This is a genomic window from Rhizosphaericola mali (assembly GCF_004337365.2).
Classification (GTDB): domain Bacteria; phylum Bacteroidota; class Bacteroidia; order Chitinophagales; family Chitinophagaceae; genus Rhizosphaericola; species Rhizosphaericola mali.
In genome coordinates, this window is the sequence record NZ_CP044016.1 from 4,447,079 (window position 1) to 4,471,572 (window position 24,494).

Below are 24,494 nucleotides of genomic sequence, written 5' to 3' on the forward strand. Positions count from 1 at the left end.
AAATATTTTTGGCACTTTAATTCTTTCGTATTTACCTTTGCCTAACAGTGTTAGAAAAAATAACGCACAAATTGGGAAGCAAGGAACGTATCATAAGGCAAAAGGAGGAAACACGCTGTAAGATCCTCACCGCGGCAATGGAGATTAGTCGGGCAGAAGGATGGCAGGCCTTATCAATGCGTAAAATTGCAGATAAAATTGAATATACGGCTCCTATTATTTACGAATATTTCGAGAACAAAGATGCATTAATGGTAGCTCTAACTCGCATGGGGCATCAGAAATTGTCGTGTTTAATGAAGGAAAAGTCGAAAGGACTGATAACTCCAGAAGAGAAAATTATGGCGATGTGGCGTGCCTATTGGGATTTTGCTTTTCAGGACAAGGAATTTTATCAACTAATGTACGGCGTAGAGGTGAACTGTTGTCAATTTGACAATAATGGGGTAGATTTTGAATTACCTGCAGAATTGATTTGGGACGTGATTGAAGAATTCCCGGGAATGAAAGGAAAAAGTGAGGATGAGATTTGCAAAATTTACTACACTTACTGGTCTGTCGTTCATGGATTGATCTCTATAAATCTTGTGAGAGAGGGCGCTATTTTGGATCAGATAAATAGTGATGTATTCAATAATGCCATCAACGCTATTTCTAATTCGATAAAATAATTTTTTTTCATAATAATTTAACACTGTTAGATTATTTAAAATAGTAAAATAAAAATTTTCTGCACTTTGAGTGCTTCATTATATAAAATCTATACGCACATTTTTTACTTCCTAAATTCAAAGATTATGAACTAGCTTCTTTATTTATCATTTTTCGGCTCATGTAATTAACAATGTTAGATTTTATATCATTGTTAGATTATTCAAACAAATTCATTCGCCTATATTCTATTTCGAAAAAGTAGAGATACGGATGAACAGGGGATTTTTTGCCCCAAACCATTCCAATTTCAAAATAAAAAATTGTCATTCCATGTCATCGACATCCATTTTCAAATCAGAAAAATTCATTTTAAGTACGCTTTTGGCCATTGCCATTTTCCAATATGGATGTGGCAGTACAGAGGCGTCCAATACCGCCGCCGCACCAGCTCCTGAACTTCCCGTTTTTACACTTTCCAATACCAATAATACCGTTTACCAAGAAATTCCCGCCTCTTTAGAAGGGAAAACAAATGTGGAAATTCGTCCACAGGTAGAAGGTTTTTTGGATAAAATTTATGTGGAAGAAGGCGCTTACGTACATCAAGGACAGCCTTTGTTTCACATCGATCCTCGCGTTTATAGTCAACAATTGCAAAACTCAAATTCTGCACTGGCAGCTGCAAAAGCAAGTATGCAAAAAGCAAAATTAGAGATGGAAAGACTATCGCCCTTAGTGGATGCGAAAGTTATTTCTCCTGTGCAACTACAAACAGCACAACAGGAATATGCCAATGCGAAAGCCTTGGTAGCACAGGCTTCTGCGAGTGTCGGTAATGCAAATATTAATGTGGGTTACACAACTATAAAAGCGCCGGTGAGTGGTTATATTGGTCGCATTCCATACAAACAAGGTAGCTTGGTTTCGCAAACTATTGCACAACCTTTGACTATAGTTTCAGACGTGCGGGAGATGTATGCATATTTTTCTTTGAGTGAACCAGATTTTATTGCTTTTAAAAATAAATATGCAGGAAATACTTTAGAGGAAAAAGTGAAAAACGTTCCTGCTGTTGAGCTTGTTATGGCAGACAATAGTATTTATCCTCAAAAAGGAAAAGTAAGTTTGGTGGAAGGCCAATTTGACAAAACCGTTGGTGCGATTACCTTACGTGCTACGTTTCCTAATAATGGAGGAATGTTACGGACAGGAAACACAGCGAAAATCAGACTTCCAGAAACATTGAATGGAATGATACTCGTACCGCAAGAGTCTACTTTTGAAATTCAAGATAAAGTATTTGTATTTGCAGTTGGTGATAGTAACAAAGTAGAAAGTCGCCCAATTACAATTTCAGGAAAAACTGCACACTATTATTTTGTTTCCAAAGGAGTGAATTCAGGTGATAAAATTGTATATGAAGGTACGGGAAATCTTCATGACGGCATACAGATCAAGCCGTTACCTTTTGCTTCTGATAGTTTGATTAAATCCAGACCGCAATAGTTAAACTATAAAATTTTAGTTTAAAAAGAAAATCAATTTATAGTTATTATCCTTTTTAATACGAGGCTTAACCTCGTACAAGTAAACGTATTCTCTTATGTTAAAAAGATTTATAGAAAGACCGGTCCTTTCGACCGTCATTTCCATCCTGTTGCTCTTGCTCGGAACATTGGCATTATTTAATTTACCGATCAATCTGTTTCCAGACATAGCGCCACCAAGTGTGCAGGTTACCGCATCTTATCCAGGAGCCAACTCCGAAGTCGTTGCGCGTTCCGTCGCTACGCCTATTGAGGAAGCGGTGAATGGTGTGGAAAATATGACCTACATGACGTCCAACTCTAGTAATGATGGTAGTATGACCTTGACGGTATTTTTCAAACAAGGAACAGATCCCGATATTGCGGCGGTGAACGTTCAAAATAGAGTTTCCAAAGCTACAAGTCAGATTCCTCAAGAGGTAATCCAGGCGGGTATTTCGACTCAGAAAGTGCAAAATAGTATGATTATGTTTATGGGACTGTCGAGTGATGATAGTTCGCAATACAACGAATTGTTTTTGCAAAACTATTTGAAAATAAATATCATTCCGCAGATTCAACGTATCCAAGGGGTGGCGCAAGCGCAAGTTTTTGGTTCGCAAGATTATAGTATGCGTATTTGGTTGAAACCAGATAGATTGGCCGCGAATAATTTGTCTCCACAAGATGTTACGAAAGCCATACAAGATCAAAGTTTGGAAGCTGCGCCAGGTCGTTTGGGACAAAATAGTCCAGAAACTTTTGAGTTTATTTTAAAATATAAAGGCAAACTCAATAAACCTGAACAATATGAAAATATAGTTGTCAAAGCCAATGCAGATGGCTCTATGCTTCGTTTGAAAGATGTAGCGCGCGTCCAATTTGGCTCTTATAATTATTCTTCTACCAATAGAATCAATGGTAAACCCGTTGCCGGTTTCTCCATTTTGCAAACGGCAGGTTCGAATGCGAATGACATTATCACTGAAATAGAAAGGCAAATAAAAGAGTTTACTCCTTTGTTGCCAAAAGGTATTCACACTGTGATTATGTACAATTCTAAAGACTTTTTGGATGCATCTATCGACCAAGTACGTGAGACTTTAATCATTGCATTCATATTGGTATTTATAGTTGTATTTGTTTTTTTACAAGATTTTCGTTCTACTTTGATTCCTGCAATTGCAGTACCCGTGGCGATTGTAGGCACATTTTTCTTCTTACAACTATTCGGATTTACGATCAATTTGTTGACACTTTTCGCGTTGGTTTTGGCTATTGGTATTGTGGTGGATGACGCAATAGTTGTAGTGGAAGCGGTACACGCAAAAATGGAGCAAACCAAAATGCCCGTAAAAGAAGCAACTATACAGTCGATGAGCGAAATTTCTGGAGCGATTGTTTCTATTACATTGGTGATGTCTGCGGTGTTCGTTCCAGTTGGATTTATGAAAGGTCCTGCAGGTGTTTTCTACAGGCAATTTGCCTTTACTTTAGCCATAGCGATTATTATTTCTGCTGTGAATGCATTGACTTTGAGTCCGGCTTTGTGTGCTATTTTCTTGAAAAATGTACACGGAGAAGAAGGCGAAAATCATCAAAAATTAAGTTTCAAACAACGCTTTTTCAAAGCATTCAATGTAGGATTTGAAAACTTAACAAACAAATACGTAAAAAGTCTTCGCTTCTTAACCAAACATAAATGGGTCGCGATTCTTGGCTTAGTGATCATTTGTATTTCTAGTGTAATTTTAATACAAAAAGCGCCTACAGGATTTATTCCAAATGAAGACCAAGGTTTCGTTTTGTACGCTGTAAATACGCCTCCAGGAAGTTCTTTGGATAGAACTAAAAATGCAACTTTAGCGATTGACAAAGTCATTCGTCAAGAAAAAGTCGTAAAAAATCTTTGGGTTTCTGATGGTTTGAATTTTATTAGTAATGCCAGTGCTTCGCCTTTTGCAGCAGGTTTTATCAAATTAAAAGATTTGGAAAAAAGAGGTGCCGATAAAGATCCAGATATCTTTGCGGCAAATCTTACAGGAAAAGTTTCGCAAGTAAAAGATGCGAGCGCATTCTTCTTCAACTTCCCGACTATACAAGGTTTTGGTAACGTGAGTGGTTTTGAATTTATGTTGCAAGACAGAGGGAATGGCAATCTGCAACAGCTCGGTGCAACGGCTTGGCAATTCATTGGCGAACTGATGAAACGTAAAGAAATCGCTTTTGCCTTTACCACATTTGCCGCTGGAAATCCGCAATACGAAATCAATGTAGACTTTGAAAAAGCCAAACAATTAGGCGTGCCAGTAAGTGAATTAATGCAGACTTTGCAAGTATACTATGGTAGTAGTTTTGTTTCTGATTTTAATCGTTTCGGAAAATACTATAGGGTGATGGCGCAGGCGGATATTCCTTACAGAAATGACGCGCATAGTTTGGATGGAATTTTTGTAAAAAACAATTTAGGTGAAATGGTTCCGGTGAAAACGATCATCACTTTGCAAAGAACTTACGGACCAGAAACGGTAACTAGAAACAATTTGTTCAATGCCGTGACTATAAATGGTACACCTAAACCTGGTTATAGTACGGGTGACGCTATTAAAGCTGTGGAAGAAACGGCAAAACAAGTTTTACCTCGTGGATATGCTTATGAATGGACCGGAATTACACGTGAAGAAAAAGCGACAGGCGGACAAACTTCCTTTATTTTCTTGTTGAGTGTCGTGTTTGTATTCTTCCTTTTGGCTGCGCAATACGAAAGTTACATTTTACCATTCGCCATAGTATTGACGATACCGACAGGGATATTTGGCGTCTTTGCATTCACCGGATTAGCTGGAATAGAAAACAATATTTACGTACAAGTAGGACTCATCATGTTGATTGGACTATTAGCTAAAAATGCCATTCTTATAGTTGAATATGCCGTGCAGCGACGTAAAAATGGAATGGGTTTAGTAGAATCCGCACTAGAAGCATCCAAACTCAGATTACGCCCAATATTGATGACATCTTTCGCATTTATTGTCGGAATGTTGCCACTCGTATGGGCGCATGGTGCATCTGCCAAAGGAAACCATTCTATTGGTATGAGTACCGTTGGAGGAATGGTTACAGGCGTTTTGTTTGGGATATTTATTATTCCGGTGTTGTATGTCATTTTCCAATATTTACAAGAAAAAGTAAGTGGCAAAAAAGTAGAAACTATTCCCACAGAAACTGCATCAACTCATCATTAATTCACAACTATAATTCAGATGATAAATAATAAAATAATCTTAGGAATATCCATAGTTGCAGCGTTATTCGCCACAGCTTGTAAAACAGGAAAGTTGCCTCCATCTGAGGCAGCACCTGTAGAAGATGCCTATTTCAGAAATATAAAGACCACCGCCGACACGGGCAATATTGCAGATTTAGAATGGCGTCAATATTTTAGCGATACAACCTTGCAAAACTTAATCGCAAAAGGCATTGCGAATAACTATGACATGCAATTGGCGTTAAAGAAAATTTCCGCCTCACAAGCAACATTAAATCAAGCCAAACTATTGCAATTACCCACATTGAGTTTTGGTGTGACAAGCCAATCCTCAACACCTTCCAAAAACAGTTTGAACGGTATCAGTTTGAGTAGTTTTCTCGGACAAAAGCATATTGAAGACTATAATGCGGCTTTCAACTTGGGTTGGGAAGCAGATATTTGGGGCAAATTAAGATTGAAAAAAGATGTGGCTCTTGCACAATATCTCCAGTCGTTTGAAGCTCAAAAAGTTATCCAAACACAGATTGTTGCTTCTATTGCAGAAGGTTACTATAATTTATTGATGTTGGATGCACAACTGAAGATTACTCAAAGTAATTTGGCATTAACTGATACAACATTGAACATAACACAATTACAGTGGACTGCTGGACTGGCAACGAATCTCGCCGTACAACAAGCAACGGCGCAGAAGCAATCCGTTTCCGTATTGATTCCACAGTTGCAACAAAATATTGCCTTACAAGAAAATGCATTGAGTATTCTGATTGGAGAAATGCCCAAAAACATTTTGCGAAATAGACAATTGGCAGATATTTCGATCCCAACGTCTTTAAATGCAGGCGTTCCAGCGGATTTGGTGAGTCGTCGTCCAGATGTGAGAAGTCAAGAATTGAACTTAAGAATTACCAATGCGCAGATTGGAATTGCACAAGCCGAAATGTATCCTAGTCTGACTATAAGTGCTAATGGAGGACTTAATTCTTTCAAAGCAAGTAATTGGTTTGAGATGCCAGCATCCTTATTTGGCAATGTTTTAGGCGGATTGACGCAACCATTATTCCAAAGAGGAACTCTAAAAACGAATTTGAAATTAGCACAAAATCAACGCGAACAAAGCGTATTGGAATTTAGACAAAGTGTTTTGAATGCAGTCGGAGAGGTGTCCGATGCGTTAGTTCAAATGGATCATTTGAAAGATCAATCTAAGATTACTTCCGAGCAATTGGCCACTTTACAGTCTGCCATTCACAACGCACAACTATTGTTCAAAAGTGGATTGGCAAATTATTTGGAAGTCATCACAGCGCAAGGCAATGCTTTGCAAGCCGAATTAAATCTTGCTTCCATCAAACGCCAACAGTTAAATGCGTCTGTAGCACTTTATAGATCACTCGGCGGAGGTTGGAAATAGATAACTATAATTCCATAGTATAGAAATGTTGAATCGAAGAATTTAAGAACAAAAAAGAAGAACAAATGAAAAAATTAACAAACAAAGTCGCAGTTGTAACTGGCGCATCCAAAGGTATTGGTGCTTCGATTGCACAACATCTTGCTGCTGAAGGTGCGAAAGTCGTTGTAAATTATGCGTCAAGTAAAGAGGGCGCAGATAAAGTTGTGGTAAATATAAAATCCGATGGTGGAGAAGCAATTGCCATACAAGCAGACGTATCCAAACAGTCAGACATTCAAAGATTATTTGAAGAAACGAAAGCACAATTTGGAAGAGTGGATATTTTAGTGAATAACGCTGGAATTTATGAATTTAGCCCGTTGGAGCAAATTACACCAGCGCATTTTTCCAAACAATTCAATTTAAATGTATTTGGACTATTATTTACGATGCAAAAAGCAACGGAGTATTTTGATGAAAATGGGGGAAATATTATCAACATCAGTTCAGTAGTTTCCAAAACTCCATTCCCGGGAGCATCCGTTTATAGTGCTACAAAAGCGGCCGTAGATGCGTTTACTATTGCCCTGTCCAAAGAATTGGGTAACAAAAAGATTAGAGTAAATTCTGTACTTCCTGGAATGATAGAAACCGAAGGTACACACGCAGCTGGCATAACCGGAAGCGATATGGAAAAACAAATGGAAGCTCAAACGCCATTAGGTAGAATCGGCATTCCTAGTGATATCGGGAAAGTTGTAACATTCTTAGCGTCAGAGGATGCCGGCTGGATTACGGGAGATACTATAGTTGTTTCTGGCGGTAATATTTAAAACTTTTTACAGTTGGTTTTGGTGAATAAAAGGCTTTCCTTTCTAGGAAAGCCTTAGTTTTGATCAATAGGGGAATATTTTACATTAAATTTTTTATTAGCTTAAATTCATTTATTTCCCAATGTCGATTCCTCTCCGTACTTAAAGTTAATCTTAAATTATTTTTTATTATCTACTTTTCTAAACCATAATAATTCATCAATTGCTACATCGAAGCTCAATACTTTTGGACCAGAAATCAATTTATTATTTTGATCCATCCAATATCCTTTGGGAAAATAAACTAGACGTTTATTGTTTTTGGTAACAACGGGGGCAACCAATATATCATCACCTAACATAAACTGGTTATTACATTTTTCAAATCCTTGATTTGGAAATTTATATTCCAAGTTACTAACAATTGGTTCTCCAGTTTGCGCTGCTTTTTTCGCTAGATTTATAATATAAGAAGTAAATTTTTTCCTAAGAAGTAAGGATTTTTTTATCGCATCCAAATGAGTAGAATCTAAAATACGCCATGGTGCTACTGAAAATTGCATCATAGGCATTAATGAACTACATTGTGCCGATCTTACTACTAAATCTTGATCGTAATTTTTAAGATTTAAGAAAGAACCATATTCGCCTCCACCTATCATATCTGGGCAAGCAAATGGATAGCCCAATAGAGATGCATTTGTCATATCAGGAATAAGCTTCAGCAAGTCCTTCCAATTATGACCTTTATCTCTTAATCTTTCTGCCAGAGGTTCTCCTCCATGTTTCCAATTTGAACGATATTCATTCAAGGAAAACTGTAATCCTATGTTTCCCCATAGTTGAGTTTGAATATTTAAATTAGCTGAAATGTTATTTTTAGCTACACTTCCCAAGTAAAATTCGGGATCTCCAGCATCAAATTTGAATCCATCAAGATGATAAGTTTCGACTAAAGAATGTAGATTATTTTGATACCAATCCACTGCATCTTTTTGACTTAAATCTAGCACCATACTATAACCATTCCACCATGAAGCAATAAATGGTTTATGGGCATCTTTCCATAGTAAATTTTTCCCTTCTCCATCCATCATAATCCATCTCTTCTCTGTTAAATATCTGGACTCTTCACAATCTGGACGAATGAACGGAGATACCCATACCATTATTTTAAACCCAAGTTGATGTAGTTCATCAATCATCATTTTCGCGTCAGGGAATCTATCTTTTCTAAATTCAAATCGCCCATAATAAGGAGCCCAATTATCATCAATCATTAACACTCCTGGTTCAAAACCATTATCAATAATTGAATGTGCGTATTTTAAAATATCTTTTTGATTTTGATTATAAACTAATTCTATCCAAGTATTATACTGGGGCGCTTTGAATAATAAGCTATCTGGCATTTTCCCCTTAAAAGGAAACCATTGTTTAGACGCATTTAGGTATGCATCTTTCAATGTATTACCAAACTTGCCTATATAAAATGGTGTAGTAAATTTTGAAAAGACAATAGTATCTTTTTCAAAAGTACAGGCAAATGGATTATCATTCCAGATGTAACGTCCTTTGGAGGAAAGCAATAAGGGCTGCGCTTGATTATCAAGTACATTAGCATTTAAGTCAAGTTTATAGCCTGACTCGTAAGGCACTTTATCACCATCTCTGACAGTGAGTCCATACCAATGCTCCCCAGGCTCTATTTTTATTTTTTTAAATGACTGTCCATATGAATTAAGAAATGTTAGAATAAATATAATTGTCCATATTGTATTTTTTATCATATTGTATTTATTTTAATATTTTGAAGTCATCATAAATAACTATTTAGTAGTATTCTTTATCAATTCAAAATAGCATTTCTACGCAGTTTCAATTGGTTATTTAAAAACAACTAAGAATTCAATTTCTTACATACGTTTATAACTATTTGATTAAGTTGCGATTCTTTTTCTATAAGTTTTTTTAATAGGGCTATTTGATTATTTGTCCTTACTAGATTGTTTTGTTCGTACTTAGCGCCATAGTAAATATCATTATTTAAGTAATCTGTCAAAAATCTGATGGCTTGCATATAAATCATGAATTTCCCAGAATAAACAATGTATCCGATTTCAGTATCAGTCAAATCATTTTTCATCTGTTCGAGATAACCATGTAAAATTTCTTCAAAATAATCCTCTCGAAAAATAATTTTTTCAATATTTGGCTCTTCTTCTGTGACTGGACATACATAAGTGCGTATCATATCACCAACATCACTTATAAAATAACCAGGCATAATTGTGTCTAAATCGATAACACATAAGTTTTCATCATTTTGGGTAAATAAGACATTACTAATTTTAGTATCATAGTGCGTAATGCGGTATTTCAATAAGTTATTTTGGACAATATGCTCATACTCGTTAACGATAATTTCTTGTCTTAAAAGATAATCTATCGATGTTTGAGCTTGATCAATGCGAGTACTACTAGCATTTTTGATCGCCATCTTGAATTGTTGAAATCTTAAAGATAAATTATGAAAATCGGGGATTACTATTTTAAATTCCTTTAAAGAAATATTGGATAGTAATTTTGTGAATTTTCCAAAAGCTTTTGCGGCCTCATAGGATTGTTTAGGCGACTGGGTCGCCAAAATAGTCTTAGAGTTTTTTACATAAGGAAACATTCTAAAATATCCCTCTTTTTCTACAAAAATCATCGTTTTGCCATTCAATGCCTTTATTGGACTAACAAAAAAATAATCGGGATAATTTTTTTTGAAATAGTTAGTTACTAACAATATATTATTATCAATGTCTTCAGGATGTATAAACACATCATTATTTACACGTTGTAGTATATACGTTTGATTTTTTGAAATAAGTAGCCAAGTGTTGTTAATAAGACCATTTCCTATTGTAGAAATATCACATTGGAATTTGTCAATACCATAATTTACAAGCACCTTTTCTAACATAATTTTATATTGAGTAACACAAGAAAACTTATCCATTTATAATAAGATTTTCTTAAAAAGTGGATAATCGTATTTTGATCTGAAACATTACAACCTTGTATTAAGGTTGTAATATTTGCCCATAGCCCCAACTAGATCCATCTCCACGAACATGTAATGTAGAAGTTTCTGTGGAGCGATAAAAATTGACATTCGCAGAATCGGCTACTGTGGAACTGGTCCATGTAGATCCGTAATTATCACTAATGTTAGGAAAATAATAAACGATATTATTAGAAGCACTATAATTATTATCTGTTAGCTGAAAGTAATCAAAATTATAGATTGCGGCACCAATCCATGCCTGTGTGAACATGTCAGTTGTATTATAGGTTGATGTAATTGTTGCATCACTACTTGATAAACAGGCCATTTTAACACCTAAACTGCTCTGATATGCAGCACAGGCGGAAGCCTTTGATTGCCATGCTGTAAGTGAAGAATATTTGTTACTTGAAACTAAATAACTCTCTAAAAGATACGTATCTGTAGAGTCTAAAAGTACATTATCTCCTCCCAACACATCTGCAGGTGTCCATGCATTCATAATAACTGATAGCCCCTTCGCATGACAATAATTAATCATAGTATCTTGCCTAGCTCTTGTCGTACTATAATCATAACCGGCATCATCCCAAAATATTCCTTTTGCCCCCATGCTTTTCCATCCATCAACAGCTAATTTCATATTTTCATAACTTAAGTTCTGTGTAGAAACTCCAAGATCGACATAACCGTAAACTGTTTTGCCTACTAAATTAAGATTGCCTATTATTGTAGTTGTATTTGCATTATCGGCATTATCAGCCTTCCAGATACCATCACCTAAAACAATTAAATCAAACTGTTCAAAACTTTGTGTCGCTTTTGTTAGATCACCATTACTGCCATTTACTAAAGAGGGCCAACCATAATAAATACATAAATATTTTAACTGTTTCACATCGATTGTAGTGGTTGTGCTGTCTGCGCTTGTAGTGGTATCAGAATTGGTAAGGTGAGTTGTAATAGGGTTTTTAGAACAAGAAAACAACAATAAGATGGAACTGAATAAAACTAAAAGAAATGAATTGATTTTTTTTTCCATATCATACATTTTTTAATAATAGTAGTACAATTATAATTTTATAAATATATTTTTCTTTGCCAACCAATAACATAAATACCACTCGAGTAACCATACAACGAAAGAGCTGAGTAGAACTTGAATATTCGTTGTTATCTGAAATAATGAAGTAAAGCCTCCGATAAAAATAAAAACAGTATTGTTGATCCATTGTGCTCCCAATGTTTCAAAAAATAAGTATATAAAAATAGAATTCATTCCTACTACAGTTGCAATCCTGGCATACTTATTTTTCTTCTTTACATCAATCACCCAATAAACAAAAGCTAACATAAGCATTACCCAGCCGGTGGATGCATATACAAAAGAACCAGTACTAATCCTTTTAATTATTGGTACAATATTTAACCAATCCATACTGTATCCAATTAGCAACGATAAGCAACCTACTACAATTAATATTTTTATTTTATATAAGGGCGCTTTAGAACTTATAAGCAACTTTCCAATAGTCATACCCCAGATTGTATGTGCTGCAGTTGGAACTATATTAAATGCTACCCAACCATCTGTATTTATCTTTCCCATAAGAATAGTATCAATATAAGCACCGAAATTGTGAAATTCTGTATAAGGATAGTTATAATTTGCTATATGTATCGTTCTATACAACAAATCATTGATCATTACTAGAAAAACACCAAATGCTATTTGAAAATAAGAAGACTTTTTTATAACTAAATAGGCCATTAGTGAGGTAAAGGCTAATTGGGTAAGCACATTCCATAGTTCCCATACTAGCTTTCCCGCATAAACACAATGTAATGCGGTTCCTAATAAAAATAATTTCAAACTGCGAATAGCTATATGTCGCAAATTTAAAGACCATGTTTCTCCTTTTTCGAATTTTCTACTACAAGAAATATACAATGCAGACCCCGCCATCATCATAAACGCTGGCTGTACAGTATCCCAAAATCTCATTCCTTGCCACGGTTGATGAAAAAATTGCAATATTATCACATGGATAAATGAAGGTAATTTTAATTGCGACAATGAAGTATAAACTAATGCACTTTCACCTGCTAGCAATATCATAATAATACCTCGCATTACATCCAATGATAATATCCTTTCTTTATTTGTATGCTGCATTAATTTGGAAGATTTAATAAATAACTATCAGTATTAGGGTCTGGTAGAGATCCTAGTGTGGCACTCCAATCTGATTTGGTTGCTATAATTCCTAATCTAATTGCAGTGGAATTTGAAATGCTAAGTTTACTTCGATCAAAGCTTCCCTCAAATTTAAGAGTATCTCCATCTTGAACAATTGTACCTATTGTAAAAAAGTCCGTTAAGCTCAAAGCATTAAAGGAAAAATCAGCTTGGGCTCCAGTATGACTATATACAACTAGTGGTATTGCGGCTGTAGATTGATTTAACAACAACTGGCCTTCTAAAAGTTCATCATATCCACCACCTGTAAATGCACTTGTAAGTAAGCCAGTAGAAGAACTATTATCTGTATCTAGATAGAAATCAAAAATATTTCCATCTGCTACCTTAGACTTCATCTCAAAATAGAAATAAATTTTATTTGCATCATAGTCAAATTTCCCCATAATAAAATTACCACCGGCAGCAGTAGAATTGTAAACATTAACAGAAAGTGTATCCCAGTCTGATAATGTATTGTCGTTTAACAAAATAGGGGAAGTTTTAGAAATGTTTATTACAGTCGAGCCATTGGCACTGCCTCCAGAAGATGATTTAGCATATAACGTTGGGACATATTTTCCTTTACCTGGATAAATATGTGTTGGATTTTCTTCTTTAGAAGAATCTCCGTCTCCAAAATCCCAATTAAAACTATTGGCATCAATCGAAAGATTGGTAAATCTTACAGTATCTCCACTTATTGCAATACTAAAATTAATAGTTGGCGTAGTTCCTCCTTGATCCTTTTTACATGAATTGAATAACAATAATACGGGAAGAAAAAGCAATATAAAATATTTCGTTTTCATATATTTCATCATTTATTTATTATTAAGGATTCTGAGTACATAGGGCATTATTTTGAATCTCATCGATAGGGATATAATAGATAATACGTGTATCGGTAGGGTCAACTATCATATTTTCATAACCTGTTGGCAAAACCGCTAAATTAATATCTGATGCTTGTAATCCAGGAAGGTGATATCCCCAATACGTACGATTTAATTTGAGATTGTTTCGGTATACATCGTAGGATCTCATTCCTTCAAATGCTAATTCGAGTCTTCTTTCTTTTAATACTACATCAATTACTGTTTTTCCTGAGGGGAGCACTCCATTGTATAAGCTAGCATCCAAACCTCTATTTTTTCTTATTAAATCTATATCGTCAAGCGCTGCAGCAGTTTGCCCCGTTTTTGCTTCTGCCTCTGCCCGATTTAAATACATTTCTGCTAAACGAAACAAAATAGGAGAGCTAAGCGTCGGACTACCTCCTTGAAATGAGAACTTAGTTATATAATACATGGGTACGCCATTTTTAGTCTGTATTACACCATCTACAGTATTTGGTGAAATATATGACCATCTTACATCTTCAGGATGGGCAGACATAGTATCCCTTAAAGATTGAGAAGCATATTCCTCTCCCCATCCTGAATTTCCATCTGAATAGATCATAGAAGCAATCGATCCATTTTTACCATAATCATCTATAGTGGTAAATGCTATGCAAAATATTGTCTCCGATGCACTAGTTGCATTTGCAAACATAGCAGGATAAGTTGTTGATGTCGTTAATGAAAATTTGTTTGAATTTATTACTTGATTAGAATAGTATATAGTACTATCTGCATCTCCTTTATATAGATAGACCCTTGATAATAATGCCATCGCAGCCTCCTTTGTAGCATACATGACACCGCGAGAGGCATTCATCAAAGACATTCCTGTCTGAGCATCGGAAATGACAGATTTATAGACATCTCCTATAGAAGATCGTGCTTTTTGCGTAGGATCTGTTGTTGATGTGCGTAAAATAATTCCATCTCCAGTGGATCCTTGTGAATAAGGCCTAGCAAATAAATTACATAAACTAAAATGTACAAATGCTCTTAAAAAATAACATTCACCTAATAATTGTTTTACACTATCCGTTTGAGTCGTACTAGAGTTTTGGATAGATTCTATAACTGTATTGGCATCGTTTATTATTTTATACGATATATACCAAAAATAACGCGTATTCGTTTGAGAAACCGTGTGATTTAAGGAAAAGCTATAGTATAATGGATCCGTAGTCGTCTGTCCACAAACAATATCGTCTCCTGCAAAATCAGCACATTGGAAATATTGTCTTAACCACATATTATTCAAATCTGTGGATCCTGCAAACTCTAAATGATCTTTAAACAAGGAATAAGCACCATTTACAGCATCTTCAATTCCTTCATAGGTATTTGTTATTGTAGCTGTCGTAATTGAATCACTCGGATTTACATCTTTTACACAAGATGCAAGTGCAGCTAAAATAGAAATAGTTAAAAATATTTTACCAATTGATCGTTTCATACTATTTGAATTTTATTAGAATCGGAAATCAACATTAAATAAGAATTGTCTATTATTAGGATATTTAAAATCAGAGACACCTGGCATTACATAAGTGCCTGGTGTAATGGTCGTCTGAGGATCTTGCCCAAGGAATTTGGTAAAATTGTAGATATTGTCTGCAGATACTCCCACTTGTACACCATCGAAACCAATTTTATTCGCTAGGATTGCAGGAAGTGAATAAGACAAAGTAATATTTCGTAATGCGATAAAACTACCATCTTTTAAATATCTAGTTGACGTTTGTGTCGAATTTGTTGCATTCTGAGGACTCGGCTCTGTCGCAATATCTCCAGGTTTAGTCCATACACTATAACCCTTAGGTAAAACCATCTGATTGTAATAAGGTTCTGAACCATCATTTTCAACGAATCTAAGATTATTGCTAAATACCTTATTACCTGAAAGAAAATAAGTATTGATAGATAGCGTGATATCCTTATACTTAAATGAATTGGTCCATCCTCCTTGAAATTTTGGTAACGGAGAACCCACTTCTTGATATGTGGCATCAGAATAGTTAGATGTCGCTTGTTTGATTGTCTTACCGTCTGCACCTGTTGTCACTTTTTCCCATAATGGAGCTCCTGTTTGATTATCCACTCCTAACCATTTTGGCATATAGAATTCATACAGATTACCTCCTTCTCTATATATTTGAGAGATACCCCAAGTCGATTGAGTATTTATAGTTGTCGCTGGGAATCTTCGAAGTTTATTTGTATTAAAGCTGATATTGAAATTCATTTGCCACGTAAAATTCTTTGATTGAATATTAGTTGTATTTAACCCCAACTCAAGGCCTTTATTATCAATCTCTCCTGTATTCTCCCATCTTGATTCAAAACCAACAGATAATGGTTGGGATACTTGTAATAACAAATTTTTAGTCAAATTTCTATACGCATCTACAGTAAGTTCAACTCTTTTAAATAAACCAATATCCAAACCAATATCCCATTGATATTTACTTTCCCAAGTTAAATTAGAACTTGGCAACTGTGTTGGAACCGCAGCGGTACTGGAATTATATTGGCTAGATAAAGAATACAATCCTAAATATCTGGATGATCCAATATCCTGAGTACCTGTAATACCATAGCTAGCTCTCAACTTAAGCAAATCGATAAATTTACTATTTTCTAAAAACGATTCTTTGTTGATTAACCAAGATGCAGAAAACGCTGGGAATGGTGCATAACGATTATTTGAGGGGAAATTAGATGATCCATCAACTCTATAAGATGCAGTAAAGAAATACTTCCCATTGTAACCATAGTTAACTTGAGAAATAAATGAACCAAGCATAAATTTTGTATCACTACCATCTACATTTTGTGAGGTAGATACAACATTTAATACATCATATCCAACTGGTAGTCCCTTCCCAGATCCTCCAGACAATTCGGTATAGCTTTGTTGAGAGGCAAATCCGGCTAAACCACTTAAACTATGTTTACCAAAATTGAAATTAAACTTTAATAAATCATTGGAAATATAACCGTAAGTCAATGTATTTTCTTCGTCTAAATACCCTGTCCCATAATATTGTCCTCCTGCCGCTGCAGAATAATAAGTTCTTGATTTGTAATATGCTGCACTAATCCTATTAGTAGAAGAAAAGGATAACCAATTTGTGATACCAACATTTAAATTTAGATCATAGTTGACATCAAAGTTTTTGGTAGGGAAACTAGAGTTTTGAATAGTATGCAAAGGGTTAGTCTTATCTCTTGACCACCATTTAAATGTAGAATTGCCATCCACAAAAATTGGTTTTCCTGTACTATCATATGGATTATCCCAAGGCATATTTAAATAAGCATAAAATATATCGTTATAATCATAACCAGTACCTAAATTTCCATTTAAGTTAAAACTATTGGATAAAGATATTTTGGGTGTAAAATGATGTGTTGAGTTGGCATGAATATTTATCCTTTTAAAATTTGTATTCAATAATGTACCTCTTTCATCATAATATGTCATTCCTAAATAATAACTATTTTTTTCATTACTACCACTTGCAGAAAAATAAACATTAGTCATCGGAGCGCGCTTAAACATAGTATTTAACCAATTATTATTTTGCGATTCTAATGATAATGGTCGTTCCGAATAAAATTTTAACAAATCAACTTTATAAGAGTTGTTAGATGCCCCAGGAGTATAATCTCGATAGTATTCTTTTTGGGCTTCATAAAGTTGAGATCCGTTCATCATCTTCATAGAACCAAAGTAAGGATCTCTGAATCCTGTAGTTACTTTTAATTCCATACGGGTCTTACCTGCCGCAGCTTTTTTTGTAGTTACAATTATTACACCTGCATTTGCTTGAGAACCATACATTGCAGTTGCTGCCGCATCTTTTAAAACAGTTATACTCTCCACATCATTTGGATCGTAATTTCCTCCAATTATCCCATCTACCACGTATAATGGGCTTTGGGAGGCATTGACGGAAGATACCCCTCTTAATCTAATTTCGGCAGAGGAGCCAGGCGCTCCAGAACTATTTACTACTTGTAAACCAGAAACCTTGCCTTGTAACATAGAACCAATATCATTGGTCGTAACATCTTTTAATTTATCTGCACTTACCACAGTTACAGCACTCGTTAAATCGCTTTTCTTTTTATTACTATAACCAACTACTACCACTGCATTATTATCTTGAGCAACAGGAGTTAATATTATATTTATATCTTGAGTTCCATCTACCTTTATTGTTACCGTAGAATAGCCTACATAACTAACTTGAATTGATAAATTCGATGTGTCAACATTTTTTAATAGAAAATACCCATCTTTGTCAGAGTGAAAATTTTTTTTGGTTCCAACAATAGTTATGGTAGCGTCGATCAAAGGATCTCCAATAGAATCTACTACTCGTCCTTTAATGTCTATATTGTTTATTTTCTCATAGTAATAAATCTTTTTACTACGCGCATATAGTTTATCATTAATAATCGTATTCGTAATAATTAAGAATAATAAACAAAAAAGTGCTTTTGAAAATTTCTTAATGAAGTGATTATTAGATTTAGTCCGAATACGATTTAGTAATAGTACCCTCCTAGACCATACTTTAGAATACATAATAGTCAAACGGTTTATTTGTTAAAAAAACAAGGAATAAGGAATTATATAATAGCTCCTAGTCATTCACTAATTAAAGCGAATAATTGAGAGAATTAAGAAAATTTCATTTTATAGTAGAAGCGATGTTCTTTATCTAGATTCTCAGTAAACACATTTACATATACTATAAAACCAGATAAAATATATTATACATATTTAGAAGTTCATATTAATATTTATAGTCAAATTTCAAATACATACACTTAATAAACCACCTTTTCAAAGATAAGAATTAATTAATGTGAAAATTACAATAGAATTTTGTATTCAAATACAATGTATTGATTATCAATAATATCAATCGTTTGCGTATACGATTATGTGTTATGATGCCAAAATAATCTAACAAAGAATGTTAATTATTATCCACTAAAAGTTAGATTAAAATCCGGTACAAAAGGTAATCTAGCCCAAGATTGGTTTGACGAAATTGTTATTGAACGCAATTTTTGGATCCCCCAATTTAATACCCACTAATGTTGTAAAATTTAAACAAACTTTTATAAATAAAGATATACTGCAATTTAATGAAAACATCAAGCTCGTAGCTATTGAGCTAATTCAAGACAGAGAGGGTGTTCAAGTGGAGGAATAAGACTTGAGATTAAGTCTAATCTATTAAATAAATGACGAGACAGAATCGTGAAATGTACTAGTTTTTCTTGAAGGCAAATACAGTTAGTGCTAATGGAGATGCGGAACTTTCAAAACATCAGAAATTAAAAATATTGTCCAAGAAAGCATGGTTACACACTTTATGAAAGTCTACAAATTGCTGCTAGATGATGCAACAAAGATTATTATTATCAATAAGAGGGTATATACCTACATGAGCTAAATAAAATTGCAATTTATCTTTTGCAAAAAGTATGCGTAAGTTACTACCGATAGTATTAATATTTAAATTATTAGCGATAGCACTTACCTTATATAAAAACAACAAAAGAATTTTGGTATTTAACTATTGAATTTACTAAGTCAATAGTTCGTATGTGGAGTAATTTTGAAACATAGAGATTTTGTATAACTAAAAATGATTAAATGTGGCTATATGATATAGGACTCCGTATCAAATTTATTTTTTTAACACACAGATAAATTAGCAATTAATATTCAGCATTATAGTACAATTTATAGGGAATTATTCACATTAAAGAGCAAAATAAGACTAAGCTCATCTATAATAGGAAATTTATTTTTAGACTGATGTATACTTATTTTTAATGAAAGGTGCAGATTATAAAGCAAGTGTTTAATTTTTTAACCTGCACATTTTAGGTGATATTTTGGCTGAGAATATTATTTAGAACTTACAAAGGCAACATTTTACTACCACTACTAGATAAGTAAAAATGCCATAATATCATACTTGCAACAGTTCTATATGGTTGCCAATTGTCAGACATACCTTGTATGGTTTCTTTGTCTGTTGATTTTGGTAGCAGTTTTAATTTCTTAATAGCATTAATGACTGCAAGATCGCCAATAGGAAAAATATCCACTCTTTGCAATACAAACATCAGATATACATCTATCGTCCAATTTCCAATACCTTTTAGTTGGATTAACTTTGCTCGAACTAGGTCATTAGATAAATTTTCTAGTTTTTTTAAATCTATAGTTTTTGATTCTAAAGCATTTGCTAAACCTCTTATATATACCATTTTTTGTCTGCTCACATAACAAGCACGCATTTCTTCATCACTCAACTTTAAAACTGTCAGTGGAGTAAGTTCGATGGTTTTTTCTTGTAATTTTTTCAAGGCTGCTAATGCTGAAGCTAGAGAAACTTGTTGCTCTAGAATAATATGAACTAATGATTCAAAACTATTGGGACGCATCCACATTGGTGGGTAACCATATCTGTCAATAACGGATTGCAAATCTTTATCTTTCTTTCCCAGCGAATCGCATAGTTGATGATAATTATCCGAATTGAAAGTGTCGATACTTGGTGTTAATATTTTTTTCATAGTTTCGATTGTTGATTAGAAAAGTGTTTGCACTTTTACATCGCTTTCTAATTCCAATAATATCTTTTTATTTTGTACGCCGCCAGCAAATCCAATCATTTTTCCATCTGCACCTACAACTCTATGACAAGGAACGATAATAGCGATTGGATTTTTGTTCAATGCACCACCAACAGCTCTAACCGCTTTTATATCTCCTAAAATTTGCGCCAATGCTCCATAGGTTTTTGTTTTTCCATATTGAATGGTCAATAATGCGTTCCAAACTTTCACTTGAAAATCCGTTCCTATAAAATCCAATGGAACTTTGAATACAGTTCTCTTTTTTGTAAAATATTCGGCTAGTTGTTGCTCAACTTGCAATAAAATAGGATGAGAATTATCTAATATAGGCTCGTCTAATTTGCTTCTTTTATAGTTTTCATCTTCCCATAAAATAGCTGCTAGACCTTTGTTAGAACTGACTAATCTTATTTTTCCAACTGGAGTGTCCATATCTTTAAAAAACAATTGACGCATTGTAATTTATCCTTTTTTCAAATGTAGTAATATTATATTTATTTTTATTAGTGGAACTAACTAGGAGAAATAAAGTTGTTGTCATTGTTTACATTTTAAAACAATCTAATATAGTTTCATTTTTTGTAAGTACTGCAAAATGGACATTTTTAAATACATTTTTATATTTATCAAAAAGCAATTCTTTAAATAATTCACCAATAGTTTTAGGATCATTTTGGAATACACCACAGCCCCAAGCACCTAGAATTAAAGAATCATTTTTTTCATGATAAGCCAATGCCAGCATTTTGTCCATTCGTTGATGCATTGATTGAGTTATTTCATTAGCTTTATTGGGTTCTTGCTTTTGCACCACACCCGCATTCACAGCTGGCGATGTAATGATGTTACAATAATTTGGAGCGTCAATTAATACCCCTTTTTCATTGCGAAAAACGGGAACTCCAGGACTATAAATCATACTATCTGTATAGACACATGAAGACATTTTGCGATGCATTTCATAGAAGCTAAATTGGGACATTTGTGATGCATACAAGCCCGATGAGCGCGCTATACTTTCTTCTTGTGCTTCTGCTCCATTGATAAATCCGCCACCTGGATTTTTCGCTGAGGCAAAATTTAGACACATAATGTTGTTGGCTGGATGCGTCGCCTGCATTTCTATGATCGCCGCAACCGTGGTTTGATTTTGAACCGTAAAATTTGTTTCGAATTTACGCTCCAAATTTTGTTGACTTATAGTTGCCAATTGCTCGCTTGAGAACTGCGCCGTTTTATCGATACAATGTCCAAGTTCTTCTTTAATAGAGATTATAGTTCCTTGTTCGTTTGTGTATTGGCCAGATTCCAATATCTGGAGTGTTTCTTGTGCTAATAATTTCTTGTTCATAGTTAGTTAATTGATGACCAAATTGGCCAATTGTTTTGATAGTTGAATAGTAGCAATCGCACCACTATTGAATTGTAAAAAATCTTGTTCGATTCCGTCACTGAATATGAATCCGTTCGTTGGCATCATAGATTCAATGACTAGCTGATTTCCATTACTGATTTTTCCACTGCAAATATCTGTTTGTGTTGCATGGCTTTTAAACGGTTCTCTAACAGCAAAATACAAATCTACTTCCTTCAATTTGGGATAATGTATATCTGTTATATGTGTCAATCCGTATGCCATATTAAACATCGAGCTCAACCAACCTGAGCTTCCGGTTTTGGTCGCAACTATTATACCACTTGACGAATGATTTTCTTCTTTTCCGTTTATCTTAATTTTATACCTTGCTGAAGTATGCGACGAAATTCCGATGAATAAGTCGTTGACTGCCAATAATGATTGTCCATCATTCAACTTAACTTCTGCAAAATGCATCTGCTTGGTATGATAATTTTGTGCAATAACTTTTTTTACTGCTTCTATAAAATTACTGGAATTATAGGGCAATAATATGCCATCGTAACGCTCTGGATCTGGATTGATGGCAATAATCGGCAATTCTTTTGAATACTTCGCCACATTTGCAACAAGCCCGTCTTGTCCAATAACTATAATCAAGTTGCTTTCTGCAAAAAGATAAGATGGAATAAAACTACGTTCTACTACTTTGTTTTTAATGATGGGAGATAATCGTTGTTGTACATCATTAAATGCACTATAAAACTGTTCATGTTCTAACTCATAATCCGCAAAATCGCCACCTGATCTTTCTATAAAAAATCGCGCTTGTTCTTTCGTATTGAAACGCTCTATTAAGGATTCCATACGAGTTTTATTTTTAACAATTATGGCATATTCAAATTTCATGACGATTAATTTTTTACTTTATTTTCCCGTTAATATAGTTTGCAATAAATTGGGGCTGATATTAAGATTTCCAATTTTTTGAGCATTTTCGGCTAATTCGCGAAATGCCAAAGCAATATTTCCACGAGCATCTTGTTTACTGTTCAGCGCGCTTAGGATTTTCCAATCCATTTGTTTGTATGGTTTAAGAGATGCTTCTAGCACATAACTTTGTGTGTCTGCTTCTTTCCGATCATTATCCGTTTTTTGCTCAATCAATTGCTGACGTTGGGTTTCGATCGCTATATCCGCAGTGATCTTCATTTCTCGCAAGGTCTTACTGTTTTCGGCTTGTTGCACTTCTGTTTCCATTTTCTTTTCTGCAATTTGCTTTTGTTTTTCTTCTACAGCAATCTCCGTATTCAATTCAGATTCTTTTATTTTCCGTTCTTGTTCCACGGCGAAATTTCTGCGTTCGTAAACGGCTTCATCTGCCTGCTGTTGCAATCGTTCACGCGTTTCTGTCTCCAATGCTCTCGCCATTTCAGGTGTTGCTTGTACTGCCATAATACTTACGCCGAGTATTTCTATTCCCATCAATTTTATAGTTTCAGAGTTTCGCAAGCCTTCTTCTATGTTTTTTTCAATTTGTTTGGCAGAGCGAATGGCATCTTTCAAATTTAACTGATGAATAAATGCAGATGTGGATGTTTGCGCCAAGTTAATGATGCGTTGATTCAACTTTTCCGTTTCATTTTTTTTGTACAAACCATTTGCCGTCACCGTGAAATCCAAACTATTGGCCAATGCTTTGGGTTCTGTAATTTTATAACTTACTTGTCCTTGAATAGTTACAGATTGATAATCCGCCGTATTTTCATGGAAAATAAATGGTAAATCATTGCTACCCAAAGGAATCGCCACGATAGAACTGCTGGGTGCAAAATAGAAAAACGAAAGACCACGACCTTCTTTGGCAATCACTCCATTTTTGTAATGAAGTACATAGCTCATTGCATCAAATTGAATATGTTTAAAACCGAACATGATAATTATTTTTAATCGTTTATAAATGTGTCAAATGTACGCAAATATGAATTGGGCAAAAAAATGGAATTTCTACATTTTCAATAATGCCCTAACTTCCATTAAAGCAAATCCCAATAGATTTTCACCATTCCATAATGTTGGATTTTTGCTATGAGGATGAGATTCCAGCATGCCGATTCCCCAAATCCTATCATAAGGACTCGCTTCTACAATTACTTTTTGATTCGTATTGAGTAGAAAATCGCCCATTTCTTTGTTTTGAGAAAATATTAAAAAATTGCCTTGTTTTACAATATCGTATTTATGATTATTCCATAAGTCGGCATCAAAATTTTTCACTAATCGTCCCAATGCTTTCATCTCTTTTGGTGAATGCGCTGCCAATATCCTTTTTTGAGTTTCCAAATCGCCAAACAATTCTGCTTTTTTAGCCATCATATATTGCTCGGTATTGGCAAACTGAATATCGTTTTCGATGAAGGTTGCGGGATACCATTGACTAAAACAACTCTTGGTGATAGAACCATCTGAAGGAATCTGATGTCCCCAAAAAAACAAGAACTCTAAATTCTTTTTCTGTTCAAATGCTGTTTTTAAATTATCTAAATTGTTCTTCATTTTGCGTTTATTTTACACAAAGCTAATTGTTGTAAATAAAATACGCAAATTTAT

The 24,494-nt window shown here is 34.4% G+C and carries 18 protein-coding genes; 5 read left to right on the top strand and 13 right to left on the bottom strand.

Going from position 1 to position 24,494, the window contains the following annotated elements; all coding sequences use genetic code 11:
* The first annotated feature begins 47 nt into the window (after positions 1–47).
* The 5 genes from E0W69_RS19175 to E0W69_RS19195 all read left to right on the top strand — a co-directional run bounded on the left by E0W69_RS19175 (position 48) and on the right by E0W69_RS19195 (position 7,680).
* Positions 48–671, top strand: a complete 624-nt coding sequence (locus E0W69_RS19175; RefSeq protein WP_225321325.1) for a TetR/AcrR family transcriptional regulator — start codon at positions 48–50, stop codon at positions 669–671.
* A 313-nt stretch (positions 672–984) separates the two neighbouring features.
* Complete coding sequence (locus E0W69_RS19180) at positions 985–2,160, top strand: efflux RND transporter periplasmic adaptor subunit (RefSeq protein WP_131331670.1); 1,176 nt, start codon at positions 985–987, stop codon at positions 2,158–2,160.
* 97 nt (positions 2,161–2,257) lie between these two features.
* Positions 2,258–5,425 carry an efflux RND transporter permease subunit gene (locus E0W69_RS19185; protein WP_131331671.1) on the top strand — a complete coding sequence of 1,056 codons (3,168 nt, stop codon included), beginning with the start codon at positions 2,258–2,260 and terminating at the stop codon, positions 5,423–5,425.
* An 18-nt stretch (positions 5,426–5,443) separates the two neighbouring features.
* Positions 5,444–6,865: an efflux transporter outer membrane subunit gene (locus E0W69_RS19190; protein WP_131331672.1), complete on the top strand. Its 1,422-nt coding sequence runs from the start codon at positions 5,444–5,446 to the stop codon at positions 6,863–6,865.
* Positions 6,866–6,930: 65 nt separating this feature from the next.
* Positions 6,931–7,680, top strand: a complete 750-nt coding sequence (locus E0W69_RS19195; RefSeq protein WP_131331673.1) for an SDR family NAD(P)-dependent oxidoreductase — start codon at positions 6,931–6,933, stop codon at positions 7,678–7,680.
* 158 nt (positions 7,681–7,838) lie between these two features.
* Here the strand turns inward: E0W69_RS19195 and E0W69_RS19200 are convergent, their stop codons facing one another.
* The 13 genes from E0W69_RS19200 to E0W69_RS19260 form a co-directional block, all read right to left on the bottom strand.
* Positions 7,839–9,449 carry a glycoside hydrolase family 31 protein gene (locus E0W69_RS19200; RefSeq protein WP_131331674.1) on the bottom strand — a complete coding sequence of 537 codons (1,611 nt, stop codon included), beginning with the start codon at positions 9,447–9,449 and terminating at the stop codon, positions 7,839–7,841.
* Positions 9,450–9,559: 110 nt separating this feature from the next.
* Positions 9,560–10,666 carry a phosphotransferase enzyme family protein gene (locus E0W69_RS19205; RefSeq protein WP_225321326.1) on the bottom strand — a complete coding sequence of 369 codons (1,107 nt, stop codon included), beginning with the start codon at positions 10,664–10,666 and terminating at the stop codon, positions 9,560–9,562.
* Positions 10,667–10,730: 64 nt separating this feature from the next.
* Complete coding sequence (locus E0W69_RS19210) at positions 10,731–11,756, bottom strand: NADPH-dependent FMN reductase family protein (RefSeq protein WP_131331675.1); 1,026 nt, start codon at positions 11,754–11,756, stop codon at positions 10,731–10,733.
* Positions 11,757–11,786: 30 nt separating this feature from the next.
* Complete coding sequence (locus tag E0W69_RS19215; protein ID WP_131331676.1) at positions 11,787–12,890, bottom strand: acyltransferase family protein; 1,104 nt, start codon at positions 12,888–12,890, stop codon at positions 11,787–11,789.
* Positions 12,890–13,765: a PKD domain-containing protein gene (locus E0W69_RS19220; RefSeq protein ID WP_225321327.1), complete on the bottom strand. Its 876-nt coding sequence runs from the start codon at positions 13,763–13,765 to the stop codon at positions 12,890–12,892. The genes E0W69_RS19215 and E0W69_RS19220 overlap by 1 nt, the downstream gene beginning before the upstream one ends.
* A gap of 22 nt (positions 13,766–13,787) precedes the next feature.
* Complete coding sequence (locus E0W69_RS19225; protein ID WP_131331678.1) at positions 13,788–15,308, bottom strand: RagB/SusD family nutrient uptake outer membrane protein; 1,521 nt, start codon at positions 15,306–15,308, stop codon at positions 13,788–13,790.
* 15 nt (positions 15,309–15,323) lie between these two features.
* On the bottom strand, positions 15,324–18,449 hold the full coding sequence (locus E0W69_RS19230) for a SusC/RagA family TonB-linked outer membrane protein (protein WP_131331679.1): 3,126 nt from the start codon (positions 18,447–18,449) through the stop codon (positions 15,324–15,326).
* 1,352 nt (positions 18,450–19,801) lie between these two features.
* Positions 19,802–20,464, bottom strand: a complete 663-nt coding sequence (locus tag E0W69_RS19235; RefSeq protein ID WP_131331680.1) for a DNA-3-methyladenine glycosylase family protein — start codon at positions 20,462–20,464, stop codon at positions 19,802–19,804.
* 15 nt (positions 20,465–20,479) lie between these two features.
* Entirely contained in the window at positions 20,480–20,983 is a 504-nt protein-coding gene (locus E0W69_RS19240; protein ID WP_131331681.1) for a methylated-DNA--[protein]-cysteine S-methyltransferase, read from the bottom strand.
* 88 nt (positions 20,984–21,071) lie between these two features.
* Positions 21,072–21,878: a TIGR02452 family protein gene (locus E0W69_RS19245; protein ID WP_131331682.1), complete on the bottom strand. Its 807-nt coding sequence runs from the start codon at positions 21,876–21,878 to the stop codon at positions 21,072–21,074.
* A gap of 6 nt (positions 21,879–21,884) precedes the next feature.
* Positions 21,885–22,793, bottom strand: coding sequence for an NAD(+)/NADH kinase (locus E0W69_RS19250; protein ID WP_131331683.1), 909 nt, complete (start codon positions 22,791–22,793; stop codon positions 21,885–21,887).
* 18 nt (positions 22,794–22,811) lie between these two features.
* Complete coding sequence (locus E0W69_RS19255; protein ID WP_131331684.1) at positions 22,812–23,819, bottom strand: SPFH domain-containing protein; 1,008 nt, start codon at positions 23,817–23,819, stop codon at positions 22,812–22,814.
* A 72-nt stretch (positions 23,820–23,891) separates the two neighbouring features.
* Positions 23,892–24,440, bottom strand: coding sequence for an NADAR family protein (locus E0W69_RS19260; protein WP_131331685.1), 549 nt, complete (start codon positions 24,438–24,440; stop codon positions 23,892–23,894).
* Between the last annotated feature and the right edge of the window lie 54 nt (positions 24,441–24,494).